Origin of the sequence: Staphylococcus arlettae (assembly GCF_025560845.1) — a bacterium.
GTDB classification, from domain to species: Bacteria; Bacillota; Bacilli; order Staphylococcales; family Staphylococcaceae; genus Staphylococcus; species Staphylococcus arlettae.
The window spans coordinates 810,246-833,514 of the sequence record NZ_CP094803.1 but is presented as its reverse complement, the minus strand read 5'-3'; the positions used below and the strand labels follow the sequence as shown (position 1 = coordinate 833,514).

Here is a 23,269-nt window from a genome sequence, read left to right as displayed (position 1 = left end):
CATATTATTTTATTTCTGTTGTTCTAGTTCAATGTATTCTTGTGCCCACTTTTCCATTGGCACTAAAGCTTGTGATAATGCATAACCTTTATCTGTTAATTCATATATGATGTTCATCGGGCTTGTAGAAATCACTTTCTTTTCTACTAATCCCCATTCGCTTAAATCAGTCAACTTTATACTCAGTGCTCTAGGTGTAATAGTTTTTAAGTCACGCTTCATATCGGAAAAATGCGCTGATTGTTCTGAACATCTAGATAAATAATTTATGATAAGTCCATTCCAACTTCTTCCGACAATTTTAAAAGTTTCTTCAAGATACGGACATACCTCCATCATTTTCACCTCTAATCAGCTTTCGATTTTTACTCTTGATCTCTATCAAGTATATTTATTATACCACATTTTTTATATTTCTTCAGTCCAAATATCTGCACCTAATGCAGAAAGTGTTTTCACAATATTCGTATAACCTCTATAAATATGTTTCACATTATATATTGTAGTTACACCTTCTGCTAATAATCCTGCAACTATTAAGCATGCTCCCGCTCTCAAGTCACTTGCATAAACTTCAGCACCTTTTAATTGGGATGGTTTAATAGTAGCTGTACCATCTGCAGAATGAATATTAGCACCCATTTTTTGTAATTCTTCAACGTGTCTGAAACGTGCAGGATAAATAGTTTCTGTGACGAATGATACACCTTCAGTTAAAAATAGTAGCGGGGTAATAGGTTGTTGTAAATCAGTTGCAAACCCTGGGTAAACTATAGTTTTAATATCTACACTTTTATAAGGTGTATTTCGTTTTATCGACACACTATCGTCATCCACTTGGATATCTACACCTAATTCTTTCATTTTAACAGCTAAAGGTTCTATATGCGTTGGAATAATATTATTTAATTTAATATCATCACCGCAAGCTGCTGCAATACACATATATGTACCGGCTTCAATACGATCTGGTATCACTTGATGATTTGAACCATGTAACTTTGAAACACCATTAATTTTAATTGTACTTGTACCAGCACCTTTAATATCCGCACCTAAACTTGATAAAAATGCAGCTACGTCCACGACTTCAGGTTCTTTTGCAGCATTTTCGATAATTGTTTGCCCTTCTGCTCGAACAGCAGCCAACATAATATTAATAGTTGCTCCAACACTTACAATATCTAAAAAGATATTTGCTCCTACTAATTTGTCTGCAACGAGTTTCATAGATGTGTCACTTGATTCATCAATTTCTGCACCTAGAGCTTTAAAGCCTTTTATATGTTGATCAATCGGTCTTGGTCCTAATGGGCATCCACCTGGTAATCCAATAACACATTTATTAAAACGACCCAACATTGCGCCCATCATATAATAAGACGCTCGTAATGATTCTACCTTATTGTTGGGTAAAGGAGCATTCTCTATTGATTTTGGATCAACATTTAAAGTTGAGCCTTCTAATGTAGTATTTATATTTAAATCGCCTAACAAACTTACTAACGTATTAACATCTGAAATTTCTGGTAAACCACTAATAGTCACATCATCCTCTGCAAGAATTGCAGCTGGGATAATTGCCACTGCACTATTTTTCGCGCCATGATTATTTACCGTTCCACTTAGTGTTTGACCACCTCTAATTTTTATCACTTCTTGAGCCATTCGCATGTTCTCCTTTGCCTATCAATGAAAAATTCTGATTTTACACAATATGTGCATTATAAATTAATTTGATGCCCAATGCAAAAAACATCAATTAATAACTTTAACAATTCGATGTCACTATATTTCATATTAGTTACAATTCCCGTACATCTTTAGTTTCAACCATTTAATTATTACATTTTTTATTAATTTAATATGTTTTACAAAAAACAAATAAATATATCACTAATGCGAGTATATTATAACATAAAAAAACAACTATTATACAGATGTATAATAGTTGTTTGCTAGAAAATATACTAATTATTTAGCTTGGTTAGAAGTACCAAATTCTCTAATTTTTCCTTTTACAGTTTCTTTAATCGCTTCACGAGCTGGTCCTAAATATTTACGTGGATCATAAACTTCTTGATCTTTGTTTAATACTTCGCGAACCGCTTTTGCAGAAGCAATTTGGTTTTCTGTATTTACATTAATTTTAGCCGTACCGTATGGAATAGCTTTTTGGATGTCTTTTGTAGGAATACCAGTACCACCGTGTAATACTAATGGTAGACCTGTAGATGCACCAATTTCTTCCATTTCTTTAAATCCTAATTTAGGTTCACCTTTATATGGTCCATGTACAGAACCTAAAGCTGGAGCTAAAGTATCGATACCAGTTCTTTCAACTAGTTCTTGACACTCTTTAGGATCAGCGTAAATCACGCCTTCAGCTACAACGTCATCTTCTTGTCCACCTACTGTACCTAATTCAGCTTCAACTGAAACGCCATTAGCATGTGCGTATTCAACAACTTTAGAAGTAATTTCTATGTTTTCTTCGAATGGTGCATGAGAAGCATCAATCATTACAGATGTGAAACCAGCATCAATCGCTTCTTTACATTTTTCGAAACTTGAACCGTGGTCTAAGTGAATAGCTACAGGGATTGTAATTTCGAAGTCATGTAGTAAACCTTCTACCATTTTAACTACTGTGTAGAAACCACCCATATATCGAGCAGCACCCTCAGATACTCCTAAGATTACTGGTGCATTTTCTTCTTGAGAAGCTTGTAAAATAGCTTGAGTAAATTCTAAGTTATTTAAGTTGTATTGACCAACTGCATAACCATTTTCTTTTGCGTCAATTAACATTTCTTTCATTGAAACTAAAGGCATGAAAGTTCCTCCTTGAGTGCATTAAGCACGTATTTTTACAATCTAATTATAGCAGAGTTTATTAACTTATGCATTCTTCCAATGAATTGTAAGCGTTTTTATTTAAAAAATTGTTAATTTTACTATAATTATTCCTTAAATTTACCATTTATTGCATTCCAAACATGAATTAATTACAATGAAATGGAAATCAGAACGGAGGAGAATTACATGTCTAAAATATTAAATACACAAATTACTGGTATATTTAATCGTTTAGAAGACCAATCATTAGATATCCAAATGGCTGCACAATGTTTGATACAAGCAATTGGCGGCGAAGGCACAGTCTATGTTAAGGGTTATGATGATTTAAAATTTTATGAATCCTTTATAACTAACAGTAATGAAAAACTAAAATCTAGCGACTTATTATCCTCGATCACTATGACAGAAGCGCTTGATTCAACCGATAGAGTCTTCTTATTCGCTCCTTTTTATACAGATGAAGTAGCGCAAGATGTGCATACACTTATCAACTTAGATATTGATTTTGTTCTAATTTGTAACAAACCGAAAACTGAGGATTTTCCGGATCATTTATTCCATTTTGTTAATTTACAGACACCACGACCAATCGTCTATACTGAAGATTATGATAAAATCATCACACCTCATCCAATGGCTTTTAACTACATTTATTATGAGATTTATACGCAAATGATTGAAATGACGAGAGATTTAGAACTCAACATCAACGATTAATAAATCGCTTTATGGCTGCACTGATTTATTACATTTAGGGGTTTCCAAATCAAATTTAAGAAAAGTCCGAGACATAAATAGCTATAATAAAAAATAAACGCCAATTTCTATTAAGCAGATATAGAAATTGACGTTTTCTTTATTTTTAAATGTCTTTAATACAAAACCAAGTTCTTGTTTTACCCCTATTTATATCCTCAGTCGAGCACGCATGGGTGTTCAGTATGTGTAAGAGACTACAGGCTCGAACCATACCCCAGGCAAGTATGCACGGTCAATTTCATAAACTTTTAAATATAAGGATGACTAGCATTGAAAAAGCTTGGTTTGAAGCCCATTTTCAATACAGTCAGCTACTGCCAATATGAAAAGAGACTAGGACGAATCAATATTGTCCCAGCCTCTTCTTATAAGTTTATTGTTGTTGATGTTTTAATGACGCTTCAATAAATGCTCTAAAGATTTGTTGAGGACGATTAGGACGAGATAAAAATTCTGGGTGGAACTGACAAGCCACAAAGAAATCATTTTCTGGTATTTCTACCATTTCGACTAATCTACCATCTGGACTTGTACCTGAAAATACCATTCCATGTTCTTCAAGTTGTGCTCTATATTCGTTATTAAATTCATAACGATGACGATGTCTTTCTTCAATATCTGTCTCATTATAAATTTGATGTGCAAGCGTACCTTCTTGAATATGACAAGGATATAAACCTAATCTCAATGTACCTCCTAGATCTTCAATATCTTTCTGTTCTGGTAATAAATCGATAATAGGATGTGGCGTATTTGGGTCTAATTCAGCAGAATGAGCCCCTTCTAAACCTAAGACATTTCTCGCAAATTCAACTGTAGCTAATTGCATACCTAGACAGATACCAAAGTAAGGAACGTTGTTTTCACGCGCATATTGAATTGCTGCAATTTTACCTTCACTTGCTCTGAAACCAAAGCCACCTGGAACTAAAATGCCATCAACTTCTCCTAAGTAATCTGCTACATTGTCAGTTGTAACTTCGCTTGAATCAATCCACTTCACATTGATATCTTTTTTGAACGGGTAACCCGCATGTTTTAATGATTCTACTACTGACAGATAAGCATCTTGTAAGCTGACATATTTACCAACTAAGCCAATTGTTATTGCCCCATCCAAACTGTTAACAGTGTCTAATAAAAACTGCCACTCATCTAATTGAGTATCATATTTTGGTGTCAATTCTAGACGATTTATAACAATATCATCCATCTCTTGTTGACTTAATTGTAACGGAATTTCATATAGTGAATCAGCATCACGACATTCAATAACACTTTCTTTTTGAATATCACAGAATAATGCAATTTTATCTTTTAAGTCTTGTGTTAACTCATACTCAGTACGAACTACAATCAAATCAGGTTGAATACCTAGTCCTCGCAGCTCTTTCACACTATGTTGTGTTGGTTTTGTTTTCATTTCTCCAGCTGCTTTAATATATGGTAATAAAGTACAATGTACATACATTACATTTTCTCTACCTAGATCACTACGAATTTGTCTGATTGCTTCAATGAATGGTAATGATTCAATATCACCAGTTGTCCCACCTATTTCGGTAATTACAACATCGGCATTCGTACTCTCTCCTGCTAATAATAAACGTTCTTTAATTTCATTAGTAATGTGAGGAATGACTTGGACAGTCCCACCAAGATAATCACCTCTACGTTCTTTTTTCAAAACGTGAGAGTAAACTTTTCCTGCCGTCACATTTGAATACTTGTTCAAATTAATATCAATAAAACGTTCATAATGCCCTAAATCCAAATCAGTCTCTGCACCATCATCTGTTACAAACACTTCACCATGTTGATATGGACTCATCGTACCTGGGTCTACGTTTAAGTATGGGTCAAATTTTTGAATTGTTACTTTCAATCCTCTGTCTTTTAGTAATCTACCTAATGAGGCTGCAGTGATTCCTTTACCTAATGAAGAAACTACGCCACCAGTTACAAAAATAAATTTTGTCATTTCATGTCCTCCTATTATTCAAACAATATTAAAAGTATTGCAATTGATAATCCTAATATTTACTACGTATAAGGGGTGATACATTGAAATAGGAAATGTCATAATCAACCATTTTACTGCATTTTTGAACTACAATAAACATTATTACTATTATTTTACATCTCAATGATTTTAAAGTTTTAACAAAATAAAAAAAGCTCCCTCTCACATAACTGTAAGGGGGAGCGTATAGTTTATACACGTCGTCCTATTTAAAGGAGCCCGAATAAAATTTTATCATTTTCACAGGAAAAGTCAATTAAATCTGACAGAATAAATTTTTATTCTTCTTCATCGTCAAATTCGTCTTGTTCTTCTTCTTCATCGTCTAGGTCTTCATCATCTTCATCAATAACAATTTCAGATTCATCTATTTCTTCGTCTACTTCTTCATCTTCAGGATCAGCTAATTCATCACTTGTATCTTCAGTAGGTACAGTTTCTTCTTCTGTTTCATCCTCGCCTAATAATTTCAAGTTTTTGTCTTCTTCATCTTCATCATCTAAAATATCAAACTTCTGAATCGTTGGTGCAATTTTCTCTTCGATGTCATCAACAGAATACCAATCACGTAAGCCCCATACATTTTCCCCAACATTCAAAAAGCGACCGTCAGTATTTAAGTCTGTATAGAATTGTACAATTCTATCTTCGACTTCTTGATCTTCATAATGGCCTAATTCTTTAAACTCATCAATAATATCATATAAATTCATTGTATCTGCCTTTTCGTTTAATAACGTATAGGCCATGTCTATAAATGATTTCTCATCAACCATTTCTTTAGTATAATCTTGTATTCTCATAGCTCATAAACTTCCTTTCACAGGCTTTATCTATAAAGTTCTCTTTTTACTCAACTAATAGTAACAAAACTCAACTATAAATGACAAGTATTGATTTCGCAATCTAAACTAGTAATTGATATATTTTTCAAAAATACTAAAATCATCGCCAGATTCTACTTCAACAAAATTACTATTTAAGCATAATGTATCCAGTTCATTTCGTTCACCATATAGAGTAATAGTTATTACATTTACACCTTCAAAATATTTTCTCACAAACGTCGACAATTGTCTTAATGCACTCTGAGCGATGCCACTTGAACGTTGTGCTTGGTCTACTTCAATTGAAGTAATATTTAATCGTTCTTCATGTTGCTCTACACCTATAAAACCAACTTTTTGTCCATCTTTCAACAAATCAATCATGTGTATACCATATTTTACATCATCCTGATTCAATTTTAACATTAAAGATGAAACATATTTAGAATCTAAATCTAAATAGTAGAGTCGCTCTTTCCCTATTGGTCCTTCTTCTTTAGTAGCAGTATGCATAAATCCTGCACGTTCATATACATTCCATGCCCCTTTATTTTCTGCGTCAACTACTAAATAGAGATGATTAAATTCAGGGAACAAATATTGAACATATTGTGGTAAAAACATCATAATTTTTGTTCCATAACCATTGCCTTGATATTTTTCATTAATCGACAATGACCTAACATAAACCACTTTTTTAGGGGTATCGTACCCTTCATGTTGATAGTATTGATGTAAGACAAAAAAACCTATGACTTTATTTTGTTCATTAAGTACGATATTCGCAATTCTGTCCTCATCTTTTATCGCATCATCTAACACTGTTTTAGGTAAAGACGAATAAATTTGTTGTCTTTCACTTAATTCAAAATCATAAAGCTTTGTTCTATATTGTTCTTCAAATGGTTGAACTGTAATATTTTTAAATTGTTTTTTAATAACCATAAATAATCCCCTGCTTAATTTATTTCATGATATTTAAATACCACAAATATCAAATAGATAATCCATATATCTTAATCTTTTGCTCAATAACAGTTATATACGTAATTCAAAAACCAAATGAATGACCTACTGTATTTTCATATGTCCGCGCATTGCTTTCAAAACGTTTATTACAGCACCATAAAGTTTATTACTTGTACTTCATTTTTGTTAAATAGTAGTTAGTTCCTCTACCTCATCGAAAACTAACATAACTTCAGCATGCTCCAACGTTTCCCGAATCATACTTTGATAAAACTCTACAGTCCGGCAGACATTTTACCGTAAATAACCTTAACTACTATATTTTGTAAGCACCTTTGATTTTGATATTTTATTTTCCTTTATTTTATTATAATATAATGTATAATGTAAATTTTTTGAGGTGAGCAATAAATGAAAATCGGCATTGATGCTGGGGGAACGTTGATAAAAATTGTTATTGATGAACAAGGCAACAGAACTTATCAAACTAAATTAACTTCTGAAATTGATGATGTTATTTACTGGTTAAATAATATAGACTGTACGGATATCAGCCTTACCGGAGGACATGCAGCAACTATAAAAGATCGTTTAAAAACTTCATCGCGTATTTTTGTAGAATTTGATGCAGCTGCTCAAGGTTTAAAAATTCTGTTAAATGAACAAGGTCATTTTTTAGATGACTACATCTTTACGAATGTAGGTACAGGTACATCATTGCACTATTATAATGGTGAAAGTCAGCAACGTGTTGGTGGCATTGGCGCAGGTGGCGGCATGATTCAAGGTTTGGGCTATTTACTGACTCAAATACAAGATTATGAAACATTAACAAACACTGCACAAAATGGAAATCGTGACATCATCGATTTAAAAGTAAAGCATATTTATCAAGATAGTACGCCTCCTATACCGGGTGATTTAACAGCTGCAAATTTCGGTAACGTACTTCATAATTTAAATGATAACTTTACTGATGCAGATAAACTTGCTTCTGTCATGGGTGTGGTTGGTGAAGTTGTAACTACTATGGCAATTACTGTAGCTAGGGAACATAATACTGACAATGTAGTCTTTATTGGCTCATCATTTTATAATAATAACTTACTCCAAAAAGTAGTTGAGGACTATACCATTTTAAGAGGATTTAAACCTTTTTATGTTGAAAACGGTGCCTTTTCCGGTGCGCTAGGTACACTTAATTTATAACAATTCAAAAAGACGAAATTTTGTTGTCATAACAAAATTTCGTCTTTTAAGTTAAAGTTTATTTAAAATGTTATTTTATCTATAAGTTTTTGTGCTGACACAACCGTTCCAATAACGCCCGGTTTTAAATCAACGGCAACAGCTTTGTCATCGTCTCTTAACTCATCTAACCATTCCGCAAAAACTTCACCTTCAACTTCAATAATATCACATTCTTCAAAATCTTCATCTCTCACGCGTTCTGCACGTTCACGACTACTCCATACAGGCATGATATTAGGTTTTTCATGTTCATCATCACTAATTAAAATAAATTCCTTTTTATTTTTGGATGTTAAACCGTACACCTCATCTGTAGCAACCACTGCATTATTAAATTCTTTTAATCTAATATTGTCTAGATCACTCATTAATTCATTAGTACTATTAATAATATTTACAAGTTCTCCATCGTTAGTACTTGTAGGATTAATTAATACTTCGTCGCCTTCTTTAAAAACGTTATCCAATTCATACGTAACAAATTTATCAATATCTAAAGCTTTAATTTCATCATAATCAATATCCTCTTTAGATAGAAACGTTTCTGCTTTATCTTTTTGCGTCCACATACAAATTGTATTTTTACCTAATACCTCATGCTTGAATGCTTTCTTATTTTTAGTCGCAACATAGAACACTTCAGTTATCAAGATATCTTGATAAAATGTATACGTTTTATATGACACTACGTACACCTCATTTCATTTTTGTTTATAATTAAAATATATCTAAGACAACAAATATAGTCAATGTACGAATTTAATTTCTCTAACAATACACGCTATAAATTAAGTTGATACTTCCTTTAAAAACAAGGATTCTAAGCTTTCTACCTCTTCTTTACTGGAAGCATGCCATATACATCCGAATCGTGAATTAACCGCTTCATGTTCAAACCAATCACCATCGTAATATGACAACGGGAATAATACACCTTGTTTTACATATTTTAAAATTGTCTGGTAAAACTTCGCATTATCTTTACTTGCAACATAACTATAAAATTTATGATAACCTTTATTTAATGATGGTTCTAATAGTAACATACTAGTTGAACCATTTTGTCTAAAATTTAAATCAATAGCGTATACGTCTCCAAATTTATCAACAAGTAAATCAAATCCTGCTATACCAAAAAAACCTTGTGCTACACCATTCTTCATAATTTCCTCACCAGCTTTAATTACATGTGATGGTACATTGTTGACATTTTGATTACCATGATAAAAGCCATAATCATTTGTAATTTGTTCAGCTGCTCCAATGTATTGCACTCCAGTGTTGTGTGAATAAGCAAATTGGACACAGTAGTTAGCTACTGCTTCTATTTTTTGTTCAATAATAAGTTGCTTCGTTGCTGCCTTTGCATCTTTTATACGTTGGAGTGCTTTGGCTAAGTCTGCATCATTATAACAAATCATAACGCCATAACCACCTGCTGTCGGTAAATCATCACCTGGTTTTATAACAAAAGGGAATTGCCATGCTTGAACACGTTCCTCAAATGCTTCAAATGCAACCACTTCACGTTGTGGTAAATATTTATCATTTGTCCACTTTGGAATTTTAGCCTTATTATTTAATGCAACAAAAATATCTTTATCTAAGGCATAAGCTTCTTTAGATAATAATGATGGATCATGAATATACTGAAAGTAAATAGTTTTTTGTTGTTCCTTCACTAAGTTTTTTAATAACATTTCATACGATGATTTATCACTAAATGTATAAACATTTTGAGGTAACGATTTCCCAATTTCTGCAAAAAGTTGTTCTAACTTATCTGTTACACTTGCCTTGTGAACAATTACTGGCATGTTATCAGCAATAATCAATTCTCTTCCCGTTAAAAAATTAGATTGATGTTCTTCTGGATCTAACCATGGATTGGATATATATGAAGGTCTGGATGTATATACAGTATTACTCGCATAAAGATCGCTAAGCATTAACTTAGTCTGTAGCGAACTTCTATTTGTCATTTCGTATGCCCCTTTACATATTGAAATTGTTCTACAATTTCTTCGAATAATTGCTCATTTATAATTAAATCTAATCCCATTAAAGCGATAATTTTACTACCACGCAACAAAGCTTGGTCTCCATGAGTGCTAGCTGCTGCTTCACGAAAACGATGTGTATGTCCAACTAAGTTTCTAGAACCTATTTTAATATGAGGGTGTATCGTCGGTACTATATGGCTAACATTGCCAGTATCAGTCGAACCATAACCAAAATCATCATCGATAACTTCTTCTTCCATTTCAATAGCATACTTGGCAAATAAATCATCTAATTTTGGGGTTTTTATAAATTCATTAACACCATTTTGAATAGGGCCAAACTCATAATCACAACCAGTTTGAAGTGCCGCGCCTTTTGCTATTTGTCCAACACGTTCTGTTAACTGATCTAAAGCTTTACGTGTTGTCGCACGTGTATAAAATCTAGCATGTGTATAATCCGGAATAATATTGGCCGCTTTGCCCCCATCTAAAATTACCCCATGTACACGTTCACTTTTTTTAATATGTTGTCTAAGTTGTGCTACACCGTTAAAATATGAAATCATTGCATCTAAAGCGTTACGCGCTTCATCTGCATTTTCTGAAGCATGTGTACTTTTACCATAAAATTTAATATCTAAAACATCTACAGCTAATGTATTAATCGTCTTATAGGTTTCGTTTCCAGGGTGCACCATGAGTGCCACATCTAACTCATCAATGATACCTTCTTTCACATACGAAGCTTTAGCACTACCATTGACACCACCTTCTTCAGCTGGACACCCTAAAACAATTACCGTTCCACCAATTTGATCTATTACTTTAGATAACGCAACACCTGCTAATGTACTAGCTGTGCCAATAATATTATGACCACATGCGTGTCCTAATCCTGGCAAAGCATCATATTCTGCAAGAAAACCTATTGTAGGTCCCGGTTTAGTAGATTCATATCTAGCGATGAATCCAGTAGCATGACCTGCAAGATCCGTTTCAATATCAAAACCTTCTTTTTTTAAGTGCTCAATTAATGTACGTGACGCGAATATTTCCTCGTTACCTAGCTCCGGGCGTTGATGTATTTGATGACTCATTTCAATATAATGCCGCTTATTGTTTTCTATATAGTCTAATATTGTTTGTTTATATTCCATACTATCTCTACCCTGCTTTCTTAAGTAATAATTCTATTTAATAATTTTTCCATAGTTAAAATTGCTCGCAATTATTTTGCATAATGAAAATCTAGTCTAATTATTACTCATTCTATCGGGTTTAACTATTTTTGTCATTAATTTTCTAACTATTTACTGAAAATTGTAATTGCAATGCGTGCTTGTTACAATAAATTATATGTATAAATTTAGGAGGGTTTTTTAATGCCAAAAATGAACGTAGAAAGCTTTAATTTAGACCACACTAAAGTTGTGGCACCGTATATCCGTTTAGCCGGGAAAATGGAAGGCCAAAACGGTGATGTTATCCATAAATACGATATTCGCTTCAAGCAACCAAACAAAGAACATATGGACATGCCAGGATTACATTCATTAGAGCATTTAATGGCAGAAAATATCCGCAATCATTCTGACAAAGTTGTAGATGTCAGTCCAATGGGTTGTCAAACCGGATTTTATGCTTCATTTATTAATCATGATAACTATGAAGATGTGTTAAATATTGTTGAAAAAACTTTAAATGATGTGTTAAGTGCTACCGAGGTTCCTGCGTGTAACGAAGTTCAATGTGGTTGGGCTGCAAGTCATTCACTTGAAGGTGCCAAAACAATTGCACAAACCTTCTTAAATGAACGTCATCAATGGCATAATATTTATAGTAATTAACAAAAAAGCGTAAGCCATAAACATTATGGCTTACGCTTTTTTATATTTTTAAATAGTATAAGAATTGAACTAATCTAGCTATTGTAGCTCATAGTACCAGCCTAACTCATATATGGCGAGATCGGCTGTTTCCTACTATACGATTATTTTTCAATGCCCATTTCTGCTAAATAACTGCTGCCATATTTTGGTAGTTGTACATCAAAATTATCAGCAATTGTAGCACCTATCGAACTGAACGTATCATCTTGTCTCAATTCATAGTATTTATTGATTTTAGGGCTAAACATTAGCACTGGTATATATTCTCGAGTATGATCAGTACCATCAGCAGTCGGGTCATTACCGTGGTCTGCTGTAATTATGACCAAATCATCCTCTTGTAAAACATCAATTAATTCTGGTAAACGCTCATCAAAATCTTTGATTGCTTGTGCATAGCCTGGTTTATCACGTCTGTGACCATATAGCGCATCAAAATCAACTAAGTTTAAAAAGCTAATACCACTAAAATCTTCTTTAGCTGTGTCAATCAATTTGTCCATGCCATCCATATTACTTTTTGTTCTAACAGCTTTTGTTACACCTTCACCGTCATAAATATCATTTATTTTGCCTAACGCAATTACGTCATAGTCAGCATCTTTTAGTTCATTCATTACTGTACGACCAAATGGCTTCAACGCGTAATCATGTCTATTAGCAGTACGTGTAAATTGTCCTGGTTCACCTACATAAGGTCGAGCAATAATTCGCCCAATCAAATATTTAGGGTCCTTAGTTAATTCTCGTACTTTCTCACAAATATCATAGAGTTCTTCTAAAGGAATAATATCTTCATGTGCCGCAATTTGTAACACTGGGTCTGCGGAGGTATATACGATCAAATCGCCTGTTTGCATTTGATGCTCTCCCCACTCATCAATAATTTGAGTTCCAGAGGCAGGACGATTTGCTACAACTTTTCGTCCAGTTAGTGCTTCAATTTCTTGCACAAGCTCATCAGGAAAGCCGTCCGGGTATACTTTAAATGGTTGCATAATATTTAGGCCCATAATTTCCCAATGACCTGTCATCGTATCTTTACCAACTGATGCTTCACTCAACTTAGTAAAAAATGCTTGTGGTTGTTCCACTTTATCGATTACAGGTAAAGCATCAATATTCCCTAAGCCTAATTTTTGCAAATTAGGTAAATCTTGTGAAAACCCTTCTAATGTGTGCTTTAATGTATGACTTCCTTCGTCATTAAAAGCTTTTGCATCTGGACCTTCACCTATTCCTACAGAATCCATAACTATTAAATGAATACGTTTAAATGGTGTAGTCATAATTTCCACTCCTATTCTGTAATAACTTTGTGTACTAATGTTGGTGCCGAACCGTTGTCGCTAATTGAAATACTAGCACGTAACTTTTCTATTACATCATCAACTTGTTCTCTATTGGCGTGAATTGTTAATAAAGACTCACCTTGAGCAACTCTATCTCCAACTTTTTTATTTAAGACGATACCTACGCTTAAATCAATGGAATCTTCTTTCGTTTGTCTACCTGCACCAAGTAACATTGAGGCCACGCCTATTTCATTAGCAATAATTTCAGTAACCACACCGTCAGTTTCAGCTGGCAACTCAATTTGATAAGTTGCTTGTGGTAAACGGTTAACATCGTCTACGACTGAGCTATCACCATCTTGATTTTCTAAAAATTGCTTGAATCTTTCCAAAGCTGAACCATTGTTAATCGCTTCTTTTAACAAAGCACGAGCTTCTTCTAAATCTTTTGCTTTACCACCTAAAACTACCATTTGTGAACCTAAAGTTAGAACGAGTTCTGTTAAATCTTTTGGTCCTTTGCCTTGTAATGTTTCGATTGCTTCTTTAACTTCAAGTGCATTTCCGATCGCATTTCCTAGTGGTTGGCCCATATCAGAAATAATTGCCATCGTTTTACGCCCTACATTATTACCGATACGCACCATAGCATGTGCTAATGCTTCTGCTTCTTCTATAGTTTTCATAAACGCGCCATTACCAGTTTTTACATCTAGTACAATTGCATCTGCACCTGCAGCAATTTTCTTGCTCATTATAGAAGATGCGATTAATGGAATTGAGTTTACTGTGCCTGTTACATCACGTAGACCGTATAATTTTTTATCTGCAGGTGTTAAATTTCCACTTTGTCCAATGACAGCTACTTTTGATTCGTTGACTAGTTTAGTAAATTTGTCCTCAGTAATTTCCACATGAAAGCCCTCTACTGATTCTAATTTGTCAATTGTACCTCCAGTATGTCCAAGTCCTCTACCACTCATTTTCGCAACAGGAACACCAACAGATGCTACTAATGGAGCTAAAACCAATGTTGTAGTATCGCCGACGCCCCCTGTAGAATGTTTATCGACTTTAATTCCCTCAATATTTGATAAGTCGATAACATCTCCAGAATTAACCATGGCCATAGTAAGTGCCGCACGTTCATCATCATTCATATCTTGAAAATAAACAGCCATCGCTAAACTAGACGCTTGATAATCAGGAATATCTCCCTTTGTATACCCATCAATAAAAAATTGTATTTCTTCTGTTGTTAATACTTTGCCATCTCTTTTTTTCTCAATTACATCTACCATTCTCATTTGTGTAGCCTCCCTTTATGACTATGTACAATTACATAGTTTCTCCAAAACACAAATCCCTAATTTTTGCTATTTTACTTAATAATCTGAGTCGCTTTCTAAACCTTGAATAATTTGTACGCCTGCACTTGCTCCAATACGTGTAGCTCCTGCTTCTAACATATTATTAAAATCTTCTAAATTACGTACGCCACCAGAAGCTTTTACTTCTAATGCATCTCCAACCGTTTGTTTCATCAATTGTACATCTTCAACTGTTGCTCCACCGCCGGCAAATCCAGTTGATGTTTTCACAAAGTCAGCACCCGCTGCTTTACTTAATTCACAAGCTTTAACTTTTTCTTCGTCAGTTAATAAACATGTTTCAATAATTACTTTTACAGTTTTACCATTAGCTGCGCCTACAACACCTTCGATATCTTTTTGAACTTCTTCAAAGCGTTGATCTTTCAATGCCCCAATATTAATTACCATATCAATTTCAGATGCACCATGTGCAATAGCATTTTCTGTTTCAAAAACTTTTGTTTCTGTAGTTGATGCACCTAATGGGAATCCAATAACAGTACATACTAACACTTCAGTATTTACTAATTGCTCAGCAGCGTATTTTACATGAGTTGGATTAATACATACAGATTTAAATCCATATTGTTTAGCCTCATCTAAAATAGTATCAACTTGTGCTCGCGTAGAGTCCGGTTTTAATAATGTGTGATCGATAAATTTTGCATAATTCATAATTTAGTCCTCCTAATGTGTTTATTAAAATGTACATGGTCAAAGTAAAAACTAAAAGTAATAACACCATAATACTTTTCTAACTCGTTATTGCACTTCCCTTTATACAACTTTTTATGTACACTTTTAATATCTCGCTTCATATGAAATGATTAGCTCATCTATTATTTTACAAAAAAAAGCAAAATTAATAAACATATGTTATCTTTAAATAACTAATGAATTAAAAGGAGAAGATAAAAATGACACAAGGGACAGCTCATATTCAACCAAATGGAAAGAAAATTGCTAAAACAGTACTTATGCCAGGCGACCCACTTCGTGCAAAATATATCGCTGAAAACTTTTTAGAAAATGTAGAACAGTTTAATGAAGTAAGAAATATGTTTGGCTATACAGGAACATATAAAGGAAAAGAAGTTTCTGTTATGGGTTCAGGTATGGGAATTCCAAGCATTGGGATTTACTCTTATGAACTTTATAATTTCTTTGATGTTGATACAATTATTCGTATTGGGTCATGTGGTGCATTACAGGACAATGTTAACCTTTATGACATTATTATTGCTCAAGGCGCTTCTACTAACTCAGATTATGTAGATCAATACAATTTACCAGGTCATTTTGCACCACTTGCTGATTTTGATTTAGTTGCAAAAGCTAAAGCTCAAGCAGATAACTTAGGCGCGGTGACACACGTTGGTAATATTCTTTCTTCTGATACATTCTACAACGCTGACGAAACGTTTAATGCTAGATGGCAACGTATGGGAATTTTAGGAATTGAAATGGAATCTGCGGCACTTTATCTTAATGCAACACATGCCAATAAAAAAGCTTTAGGTATATTTACTGTAAGTGATCATATTTTACGTAATGAAGCAACTACACCTGAAGAAAGACAAAATTCATTCACGCAAATGATGGAAGTAGCATTAGAAATCGCTGACTAATTTAAAATACAGACTTTATTTATAGAATTTTAAAATTAAAAAAAGCTGGGACATCATATTTTGATGTCCCAGCTTTTTTTAATCAATTTTATTATTGTCCAAGATAAGATTTTAACATCCAATTATGTTTTTCGATATTTGTTTGCATACCGATAAACATATCTTCTGTCACATCGTCTTCAGCATCAGATGCTACTTCAATCGCTTCTTCTAATTGTTTAGATACATTTGTAAAATCTTTAGATAACTCAGAAACCATTTGTTCTGCAGTATAGCCTTTACCTGCTTCGTCGATAATTGACATCTCTAGACTTTCTTTCAACGTACCCACTGGATTTCCTCCGACAGCTAAAATACGTTCTGCTAAATCATCTACATATTTACTAGCTTCGTCATATAATTCCTCAAATTTAGTGTGTAGTGAGAAAAAGTTTGGTCCTTTAACATACCAATGGAAATTGTGTAACTTAGTAAAAGCTACTGTCCAGTTTGCAACTTGTTTATTTAATACATTAATTACATTTTCATTATTAGTCATTTAAATTCTCTCCTTCTTATGTCGTTATTCTCTTGATTACATTTATTATTATATAATAATTATTCTAATCTGTAAACTGTTTTCCGATAATAATTTAGAATTATTCTAATTTACTAATGATTACGTGGAGTTTCTACATTTCCTACTTTTACGACTGACAAATTTATACTTTAGTCAATAAAGAACGATTGTTCATAGGCATTAGGCTGATGCCAATGCGTTTTCCACATATTATTTCTATTCTCTGCAAAAAAATTATAACCAATATTACTAATAAAATTAGGCGTAACTTTTAACAAAGCCCCTAACCATTTAAATTTCGTTAATGAAAAAATTAACGTAGCTATTGCTTCCGATTTAAATTGTAGTTGTTCGCCATTTTGTAATATTACACTATCAAAGCGGTTTGCTTCTGGAAAAGTTTGTCTTAATTGGTCACCTGCTGTACTTTTTAGTTTGGCAAATTGATAACGCCGTGATAAGCCATTTTGAATGAGCCATATTGCAAAATTATAACAATAAACACAACCGCCATCATAATAAACTATAGGCATTTAAACACACCTCTTTCGAACATGATACTTTTATTATACCTTTTTTCATACTTTTTCAATCATGGTACAATAATTAAAATTCAAGTAAACAATGTGCTAAGCAACATCGTTTTTTAAATTAATAGCCTTTATTGTATAAATTACAACACGATATCTTATAACAAAAAAACTGGGACATTATGCTGTCCCAGTTTGATTTATAGATTTTGGTTATCCTGATTTACTTTAACAATTCTAGTATATTTTAAAAACTGTTCAGAATAACGTTGTTTGATTTCATTTAAACTTTCATAAGTTATACCAACTATATGCCAGTTAGGATTAAAATGATAAAAAGAATCTTTTTGACGTGACCATTTAATCATATTCCCATGTTTATTATAACGAGGCATGGTCACTTCATAACCTTCTAAAACATTTATAAATGTCTGAAAAACATCAGGATTAATACGATTAAAATTGTCGATTACAAGGTAACTTCTATCAGTACGTGGCATTAAATCAGTAATAAACCCTTCTCTAAAGTACATTGCTCCTGATTCATTAGGTAAATATTTACCATATAACATATCTTCAGTAAAATCTGGATGACCTGAAGTTATCACTGGATTGGCATTCGTTTTATGCAATAGGTTTTCAGCTGCTTTCAGACCCTCGTCACCAGGTTCAACTACTAATAAGATAATAGGCTTAACGTCATCATCTTGTACTGGCATATTTGAGTCTTTATGTACCGATTCAAATTGTGGTTTCACGCCATTATTTTCACTTAATTCTTTAATTGCTTCATATTGTGTTTGAGATAAACTCGCTATGGCTTGTTTCGCATTTTCTTGTAGAAAATATAAGTTTTTTAATTTTGGATGTTTATTTAGTGTAGATAATGTCAATGGTGTGATGTGATGTTCATATAGTACTTCAATTGCAGTACTATTTGTCCTACCTGCAATTGGCGATTTTTCGTGTATATGTTGTGTGACTTCTCCAATACCTACCACAGATTGATCCATTTTTTTATTATAAAAAACAAGCTTATCCCCTTGCTCTAATTGAGTATAAAAGTGATAGCCATTACGTTTAATACCATTGTAAGTATGCGTAAACAAAGTGTAAGTTTGATTAGGTTCAAACGTATCTTCTTCAGAAATAAAGAAATAACGTGGCACTTTCACCGCGCCAGTACCTAAACTTACAATTAAATTAAATTCTTCTTCTGTTATTTGGTTAAATAAGGTTTCTTTCATATTACTCATTCTGAACTCTAACAATTCACTACGTTTTAAGTAATCTGCAGTTAAAGGATTCAATTGTGCCTTTAATTCAAAATGCACTCGGATTTTATTTTGTGCACCTGTTTGCACACTCGTAATTTCGCCATAGCCTAATAGCCCTGTATTCATTTGTACTTGATAAAAGATTACTTGGTCGCCTACTTTAGCTTGTTTAAAAGCACGAAATCCTTGTGATGGATTAAATTGAGCACCGGATTCGAATAATGTAGTTTGACCTACTAATGGTTCATTATGATTCCAGCGATTATAACCGCAATTTAACCAAAAATAACTTGTTTCCTCTGTCATTTACGATACTCCCATCTTTTTTGTGAAATTCTATCTGTCAATTATATTCATACATTATTCCTGAAAACAAATGTAACCTGCTTTTCAGGAATACTTAATTGTATTATTTAACTTGTAGTCTCTGTGCTATACTTATTGTTTTTTACATATTGATTTGTGTTAGTGCACCTAACAATGGCATAACGTTGATAAGTATGCCTCCCAATTTAAGCGTTATTTTCACGTCTTTCTCAGGAAAAGTTACAATTGTACAAACTATACCTAAGAATGCTACAACCATTGGAAAAATAAGAGAAGGATACGGTGGTATATTTAAAAACACACCTGCTCCAGCTAGCAAACCACAAATAAGAGATATATATAAAAACTTATACAAACATATTCCTCCTCTTTCATTACATATAACTAATAATAACTTCGAGCTCACCTTCAAATACAGTGTCTAAATCATCTGACGTTAAAATAAAATTGTCAGCATGGTTCACACTGTAAACTTCACCATCAATTATAACATTGCCTGATCCTTTTAAAATTGAAACCAATACAAATTCTCTCGGTTTCATGTAATTTAACGTCCCTGTAATTTGCCATTTGACAATAGTAAAGAAATCATTGGAGACAAGTTTGACCTGTTTATGATTTTCAATCAGTTCAGTATCAGGTCTTAAGTTTAAATCGTCATCTTTAATCTCTAAAACATCTTGAGCCTTATCCAATTGTAAAGATCGGTCAAGGTAGTCTTGTTGATTTCGTTCATAATCGTAAATGCGATATGAAACATCTGAGGATTGCATTGTCTCATAAACTATAATACCTTCCCCTACTGAATGGACTGTGCCCGCCGGTATAAAATAAAACTCTCCTGGTTTGACTTTCACCGTATTAAAAAGATTATCAAAATCAGCATTTGCTATTTTGTTAAGTGCTTCATTTTTAGATTTAACATTTAAACCATAAATAATTTCTGCACCTGGTTTTGCATCTACAATATACCAACATTCAGACTTCCCATATTGACCATTTTCATGCTCATATGCATAGGCGTCATCAGGATGTACATGTACTGAAAGTGGTGCTTGTGCATCTACCATTTTAGTCATTAAAGGAAAATCTTCACTTGGAAAATCACCAAACATTTCTTTATTATTTGTCCATACTTTATCTAATGTTTGACCTTTAAATGGTCCATTTATAATTTCGCAACGTCCATTTGGATGAGCAGAAATGCCCCATGCCTCCCCAACATTATCACTGGGTAAATTATATCCATAGCGTTCTAAGTTGTTACCGCCCCATACTTTTGAATGGAATACAGGCTTTAAAAATAACGGCATACTACACCTCCGACAATTGTTCGTTTTCATGTTTGAATCACTAGTACACTAGCATATCTCATATTCATTGGAACTGCTTGTTATAGTTCAACTTTTACTAGTTAATGATCACGTATTATCACATGAGTATTGTTCAATTTATTTCTTTATGTATTATAGCAAGTCTCAGTTGATAATAATAGTATATTCAAATATAACTACTTTTTAAGTGCATAGACTGTTGATTGTTTATCAAAATTAAACATCAAGTTATAATAATGTTTCATACTAAGATGCTTCGAGGGATACATTGTGCTATGTCCAAACGTATTGCTTTGCTTATCTCCAAGTCGAATGAATACTTATCGCGTTGAACTAACCCTTACGTAACCATTCTATATATAAAAACATTACTCTTTTTTCTCTTTGAAATTTTGTAAAATAGTTGCTTTTATTTCTGATAAGTGAGCTTCCATCGCTGCGATTGCTTGCTCTTCTTGTTGTTGCTCAATCGCTAAATAAATCGCTTCATGTTCTTCATAAAGTTTTTCCATCGTTTTTTGCTTACTATATATAAAAATCTTACGTGTCTCTTTCATCGAATCTTGCATTAAACCTGAAATATTATTCATTAATTCTACTAATAATGAATTATTTGCGGCTTGAGCAATAGAGAGATGAAATTGCAAATCGGCAGCTTCTCCCGATGTACCATCCGACACAGCTTTCCCCATATCTGTTAAAGCCTTTTTCATATTTTCTAAATCTGTTGTCGAACGTTGAATTGCAGCTTTACCAACGGTAGTACGTTCAATAATCTCACGCAACTCAAGTAGTTCCTCAACTTGTGTTAATGAATTGAATTTTTCTCCAATTTCAAAAAAGATAGGTTCTTTTTGTTTAATAAAAGTACCATAGCCTTGTTTAATTTCAATAACGCCAATAGTCCTTAAAGCGTTTAATGCTTCTCTTATTGATGCTACACTAACACCATAATTTTGAGCCAATTTTTGTATAGATGGCAACTTATCGCCAACTTCATATTCTCCTGTTTTAATTTGTTCTAATAACAAATCTGCAACTTGTTCGTAAATTTTTACGTTCGAAATCTTCATTGTAGCTCCCCCTTACGATATCACAATTATATCAAATTATTTGCACTAATAATTAATGAAAGCCAATTCTTCCATATAATAATAAAAAAAGAGTGGGAAAATAATCAAATTAAACTAAATTTGATTTCATTTTCCCACTAAATATGATTAACATGCAATTCAATTATTTAAATTTATTAATTGCAGTTGTTAGTTCTTCTGTACCACTAATAATTTGGAATTCTGAATTATCAAAACCTGTTGTTGTTAGCACTTGACTAATTACAGAGGCAACATCTTCTCGAGGTATAGTTCCTTTGCCATCAAAGAAAGCAGCCGCATCAACTCTACCTGTTCCCGCTTCATCAAGTAAACCACCTGGATGGACAATGACATAGTTAAGACCAGAACGTTTTAAATGTTCATCCGCATAGTGCTTAGCGATTGTATATGGTTTTAATGCACCACTCTCATCAAATGCTTCTCTTCTAGAATCATAAGTAGATACCATCACATATTTTGACACATGATTTGCTTTACTTGCTTCGATAGTTTTCACAGCACCATCTAAATCGACAATAATTGTTTTATCAGCACCTGTGTTACCACCAGAACCTACTGAAAATACAACTTGATCGAATCCTTTAAATTTATCTGTCAGTGTCTCAATACTATCATTTTCAACATCGATAAGTTTGGCATCTATGCCTTTTCCTTGTAAATCATTTATTTGTTCTTCTTTTCTAACACCAGCAGTAAATGTTTCACCTGCATTTTGCAATTGCTGAATCAAATATTTACCTACACCACCATTAGCACCGATAACTAAAGTACTCATTAAATATACCTCCTCAAATTTACTAATTAATATACAGAATATACCCAATTGCTAATAAACAAAACTAATACGCTCACTTTTGACATGAGTAACACTTTATATTAATATATGAATATAAATACATATATTAATATAAAGAGGTGATTGTTTGACTCAACATTTTACTGATATATCTCCAGACTCTCTTGATACAGTCACTACCATTTTTAAAGCACTAAGTGATGGTACTAGAATCCGTATAGTAAATTTATTATCACAAGGTGAATGCAGTGTGGGCCATATTTCTCACACGTTACAAATAAGTCAATCTAATGTTTCACACCAATTACGTATACTTAAAGAAGCACATTTAGTCAAAGCTAATCGTCAAGGCCAATCAATGATTTACACAATTGATGATACGCATGTCACTACATTGCTACACCAATCATTACACCACGCAGAACATCAATAATGAAAAGAGGGATGAC

24 protein-coding genes are annotated in these 23,269 nt (G+C 33.1%); 5 read left to right on the top strand and 19 right to left on the bottom strand.

Features of this window, described 5'->3' with window-relative positions; all coding sequences use genetic code 11:
• Window positions 1-9: 9 nt before the first annotated feature.
• The 3 genes from MUA37_RS03925 to fdaB form a co-directional block, all read right to left on the bottom strand.
• Entirely contained in the window at window positions 10-336 is a 327-nt protein-coding gene (locus MUA37_RS03925) for a winged helix-turn-helix transcriptional regulator (protein WP_002510331.1), read from the bottom strand.
• Between the two features lie 72 nt (window positions 337-408).
• On the bottom strand, window positions 409-1,668 hold the full coding sequence (locus tag MUA37_RS03920; protein WP_002510332.1) for a UDP-N-acetylglucosamine 1-carboxyvinyltransferase: 1,260 nt from the start codon (window positions 1,666-1,668) through the stop codon (window positions 409-411).
• Window positions 1,669-1,974: 306 nt separating this feature from the next.
• Window positions 1,975-2,835, bottom strand: a complete 861-nt coding sequence (gene fdaB / locus MUA37_RS03915; RefSeq protein WP_142019493.1) for a class IIb fructose-bisphosphate aldolase FdaB — start codon at window positions 2,833-2,835, stop codon at window positions 1,975-1,977.
• Between the two features lie 210 nt (window positions 2,836-3,045).
• Between fdaB and MUA37_RS03910 the strand changes: the two genes are divergently transcribed.
• Entirely contained in the window at window positions 3,046-3,579 is a 534-nt protein-coding gene (locus tag MUA37_RS03910; RefSeq protein ID WP_002510334.1) for a DUF2529 family protein, read from the top strand.
• A gap of 415 nt (window positions 3,580-3,994) precedes the next feature.
• Here the strand turns inward: MUA37_RS03910 and MUA37_RS03905 are convergent, their stop codons facing one another.
• The 3 genes from MUA37_RS03905 to MUA37_RS03895 all read right to left on the bottom strand — a co-directional run bounded on the left by MUA37_RS03905 (window position 3,995) and on the right by MUA37_RS03895 (window position 7,416).
• A complete protein-coding gene (locus MUA37_RS03905; RefSeq protein ID WP_142019492.1) occupies window positions 3,995-5,602 on the bottom strand; it encodes a CTP synthase in 1,608 nt (535 codons plus the stop codon).
• A 320-nt stretch (window positions 5,603-5,922) separates the two neighbouring features.
• Complete coding sequence (gene rpoE, locus MUA37_RS03900; protein WP_002510336.1) at window positions 5,923-6,447, bottom strand: DNA-directed RNA polymerase subunit delta; 525 nt, start codon at window positions 6,445-6,447, stop codon at window positions 5,923-5,925.
• Window positions 6,448-6,555: 108 nt separating this feature from the next.
• A complete protein-coding gene (locus tag MUA37_RS03895; RefSeq protein WP_002510337.1) occupies window positions 6,556-7,416 on the bottom strand; it encodes a GNAT family N-acetyltransferase in 861 nt (286 codons plus the stop codon).
• A 435-nt stretch (window positions 7,417-7,851) separates the two neighbouring features.
• Between MUA37_RS03895 and coaW the strand changes: the two genes are divergently transcribed.
• Complete coding sequence (coaW, locus tag MUA37_RS03890) at window positions 7,852-8,649, top strand: type II pantothenate kinase (RefSeq protein WP_262624842.1); 798 nt, start codon at window positions 7,852-7,854, stop codon at window positions 8,647-8,649.
• Between the two features lie 62 nt (window positions 8,650-8,711).
• Here the strand turns inward: coaW and MUA37_RS03885 are convergent, their stop codons facing one another.
• From MUA37_RS03885 to MUA37_RS03875, 3 genes are all read right to left on the bottom strand, one after another.
• A complete protein-coding gene (locus MUA37_RS03885) occupies window positions 8,712-9,377 on the bottom strand; it encodes a DUF2750 domain-containing protein (RefSeq protein WP_021459005.1) in 666 nt (221 codons plus the stop codon).
• Window positions 9,378-9,479: 102 nt separating this feature from the next.
• Window positions 9,480-10,673 (bottom strand): L-aspartate--L-methionine ligase LdmS, encoded by a 1,194-nt coding sequence (gene ldmS / locus MUA37_RS03880; RefSeq protein ID WP_142019490.1) that lies wholly within the window; start codon window positions 10,671-10,673, stop codon window positions 9,480-9,482.
• Entirely contained in the window at window positions 10,670-11,854 is a 1,185-nt protein-coding gene (locus tag MUA37_RS03875) for a M20 family metallopeptidase (protein WP_002510342.1), read from the bottom strand. The genes ldmS and MUA37_RS03875 overlap by 4 nt, the downstream gene beginning before the upstream one ends.
• 225 nt (window positions 11,855-12,079) lie before the next feature.
• Here MUA37_RS03875 and MUA37_RS03870 point away from each other — a divergent pair, with 225 nt between their 5' ends.
• Window positions 12,080-12,544: an S-ribosylhomocysteine lyase gene (locus MUA37_RS03870; protein WP_002510371.1), complete on the top strand. Its 465-nt coding sequence runs from the start codon at window positions 12,080-12,082 to the stop codon at window positions 12,542-12,544.
• A 143-nt stretch (window positions 12,545-12,687) separates the two neighbouring features.
• On the opposite strand, the gene deoB is transcribed toward MUA37_RS03870, so the two are convergent.
• The 3 genes from deoB to deoC all read right to left on the bottom strand — a co-directional run bounded on the left by deoB (window position 12,688) and on the right by deoC (window position 15,929).
• Window positions 12,688-13,875, bottom strand: coding sequence for a phosphopentomutase (gene deoB / locus MUA37_RS03865; protein WP_002510370.1), 1,188 nt, complete (start codon window positions 13,873-13,875; stop codon window positions 12,688-12,690).
• 11 nt (window positions 13,876-13,886) lie between these two features.
• Entirely contained in the window at window positions 13,887-15,188 is a 1,302-nt protein-coding gene (locus tag MUA37_RS03860; RefSeq protein ID WP_107373943.1) for a pyrimidine-nucleoside phosphorylase, read from the bottom strand.
• Window positions 15,189-15,266: 78 nt separating this feature from the next.
• Entirely contained in the window at window positions 15,267-15,929 is a 663-nt protein-coding gene (gene deoC, locus MUA37_RS03855) for a deoxyribose-phosphate aldolase (protein ID WP_103388810.1), read from the bottom strand.
• Between the two features lie 242 nt (window positions 15,930-16,171).
• Between deoC and deoD the strand changes: the two genes are divergently transcribed.
• Window positions 16,172-16,882 carry a purine-nucleoside phosphorylase gene (deoD, locus tag MUA37_RS03850; RefSeq protein ID WP_002510366.1) on the top strand — a complete coding sequence of 237 codons (711 nt, stop codon included), beginning with the start codon at window positions 16,172-16,174 and terminating at the stop codon, window positions 16,880-16,882.
• Window positions 16,883-16,973: 91 nt separating this feature from the next.
• Here deoD and MUA37_RS03845 read toward each other — a convergent pair whose 3' ends face one another.
• The 7 genes from MUA37_RS03845 to MUA37_RS03815 form a co-directional block, all read right to left on the bottom strand.
• Window positions 16,974-17,420, bottom strand: coding sequence for a Dps family protein (locus MUA37_RS03845; protein WP_262615787.1), 447 nt, complete (start codon window positions 17,418-17,420; stop codon window positions 16,974-16,976).
• Between the two features lie 170 nt (window positions 17,421-17,590).
• Window positions 17,591-17,974, bottom strand: coding sequence for a thiol-disulfide oxidoreductase DCC family protein (locus MUA37_RS03840; protein WP_002510364.1), 384 nt, complete (start codon window positions 17,972-17,974; stop codon window positions 17,591-17,593).
• A gap of 197 nt (window positions 17,975-18,171) precedes the next feature.
• A complete protein-coding gene (locus MUA37_RS03835; RefSeq protein WP_142019489.1) occupies window positions 18,172-19,554 on the bottom strand; it encodes an EVE domain-containing protein in 1,383 nt (460 codons plus the stop codon).
• Window positions 19,555-19,696: 142 nt separating this feature from the next.
• Complete coding sequence (locus MUA37_RS03830; protein ID WP_002510362.1) at window positions 19,697-19,930, bottom strand: hypothetical protein; 234 nt, start codon at window positions 19,928-19,930, stop codon at window positions 19,697-19,699.
• 19 nt (window positions 19,931-19,949) lie between these two features.
• Complete coding sequence (locus MUA37_RS03825) at window positions 19,950-20,888, bottom strand: type I phosphomannose isomerase catalytic subunit (protein ID WP_002510361.1); 939 nt, start codon at window positions 20,886-20,888, stop codon at window positions 19,950-19,952.
• Between the two features lie 389 nt (window positions 20,889-21,277).
• Window positions 21,278-21,982, bottom strand: a complete 705-nt coding sequence (locus MUA37_RS03820) for a FadR/GntR family transcriptional regulator (RefSeq protein ID WP_002510360.1) — start codon at window positions 21,980-21,982, stop codon at window positions 21,278-21,280.
• 163 nt (window positions 21,983-22,145) lie between these two features.
• Window positions 22,146-22,799, bottom strand: a complete 654-nt coding sequence (locus tag MUA37_RS03815; RefSeq protein ID WP_002510359.1) for an SDR family oxidoreductase — start codon at window positions 22,797-22,799, stop codon at window positions 22,146-22,148.
• 148 nt (window positions 22,800-22,947) lie between these two features.
• Between MUA37_RS03815 and MUA37_RS03810 the strand changes: the two genes are divergently transcribed.
• Window positions 22,948-23,253 carry an ArsR/SmtB family transcription factor gene (locus tag MUA37_RS03810; RefSeq protein ID WP_002510358.1) on the top strand — a complete coding sequence of 102 codons (306 nt, stop codon included), beginning with the start codon at window positions 22,948-22,950 and terminating at the stop codon, window positions 23,251-23,253.
• Window positions 23,254-23,269 lie beyond the last annotated feature (16 nt).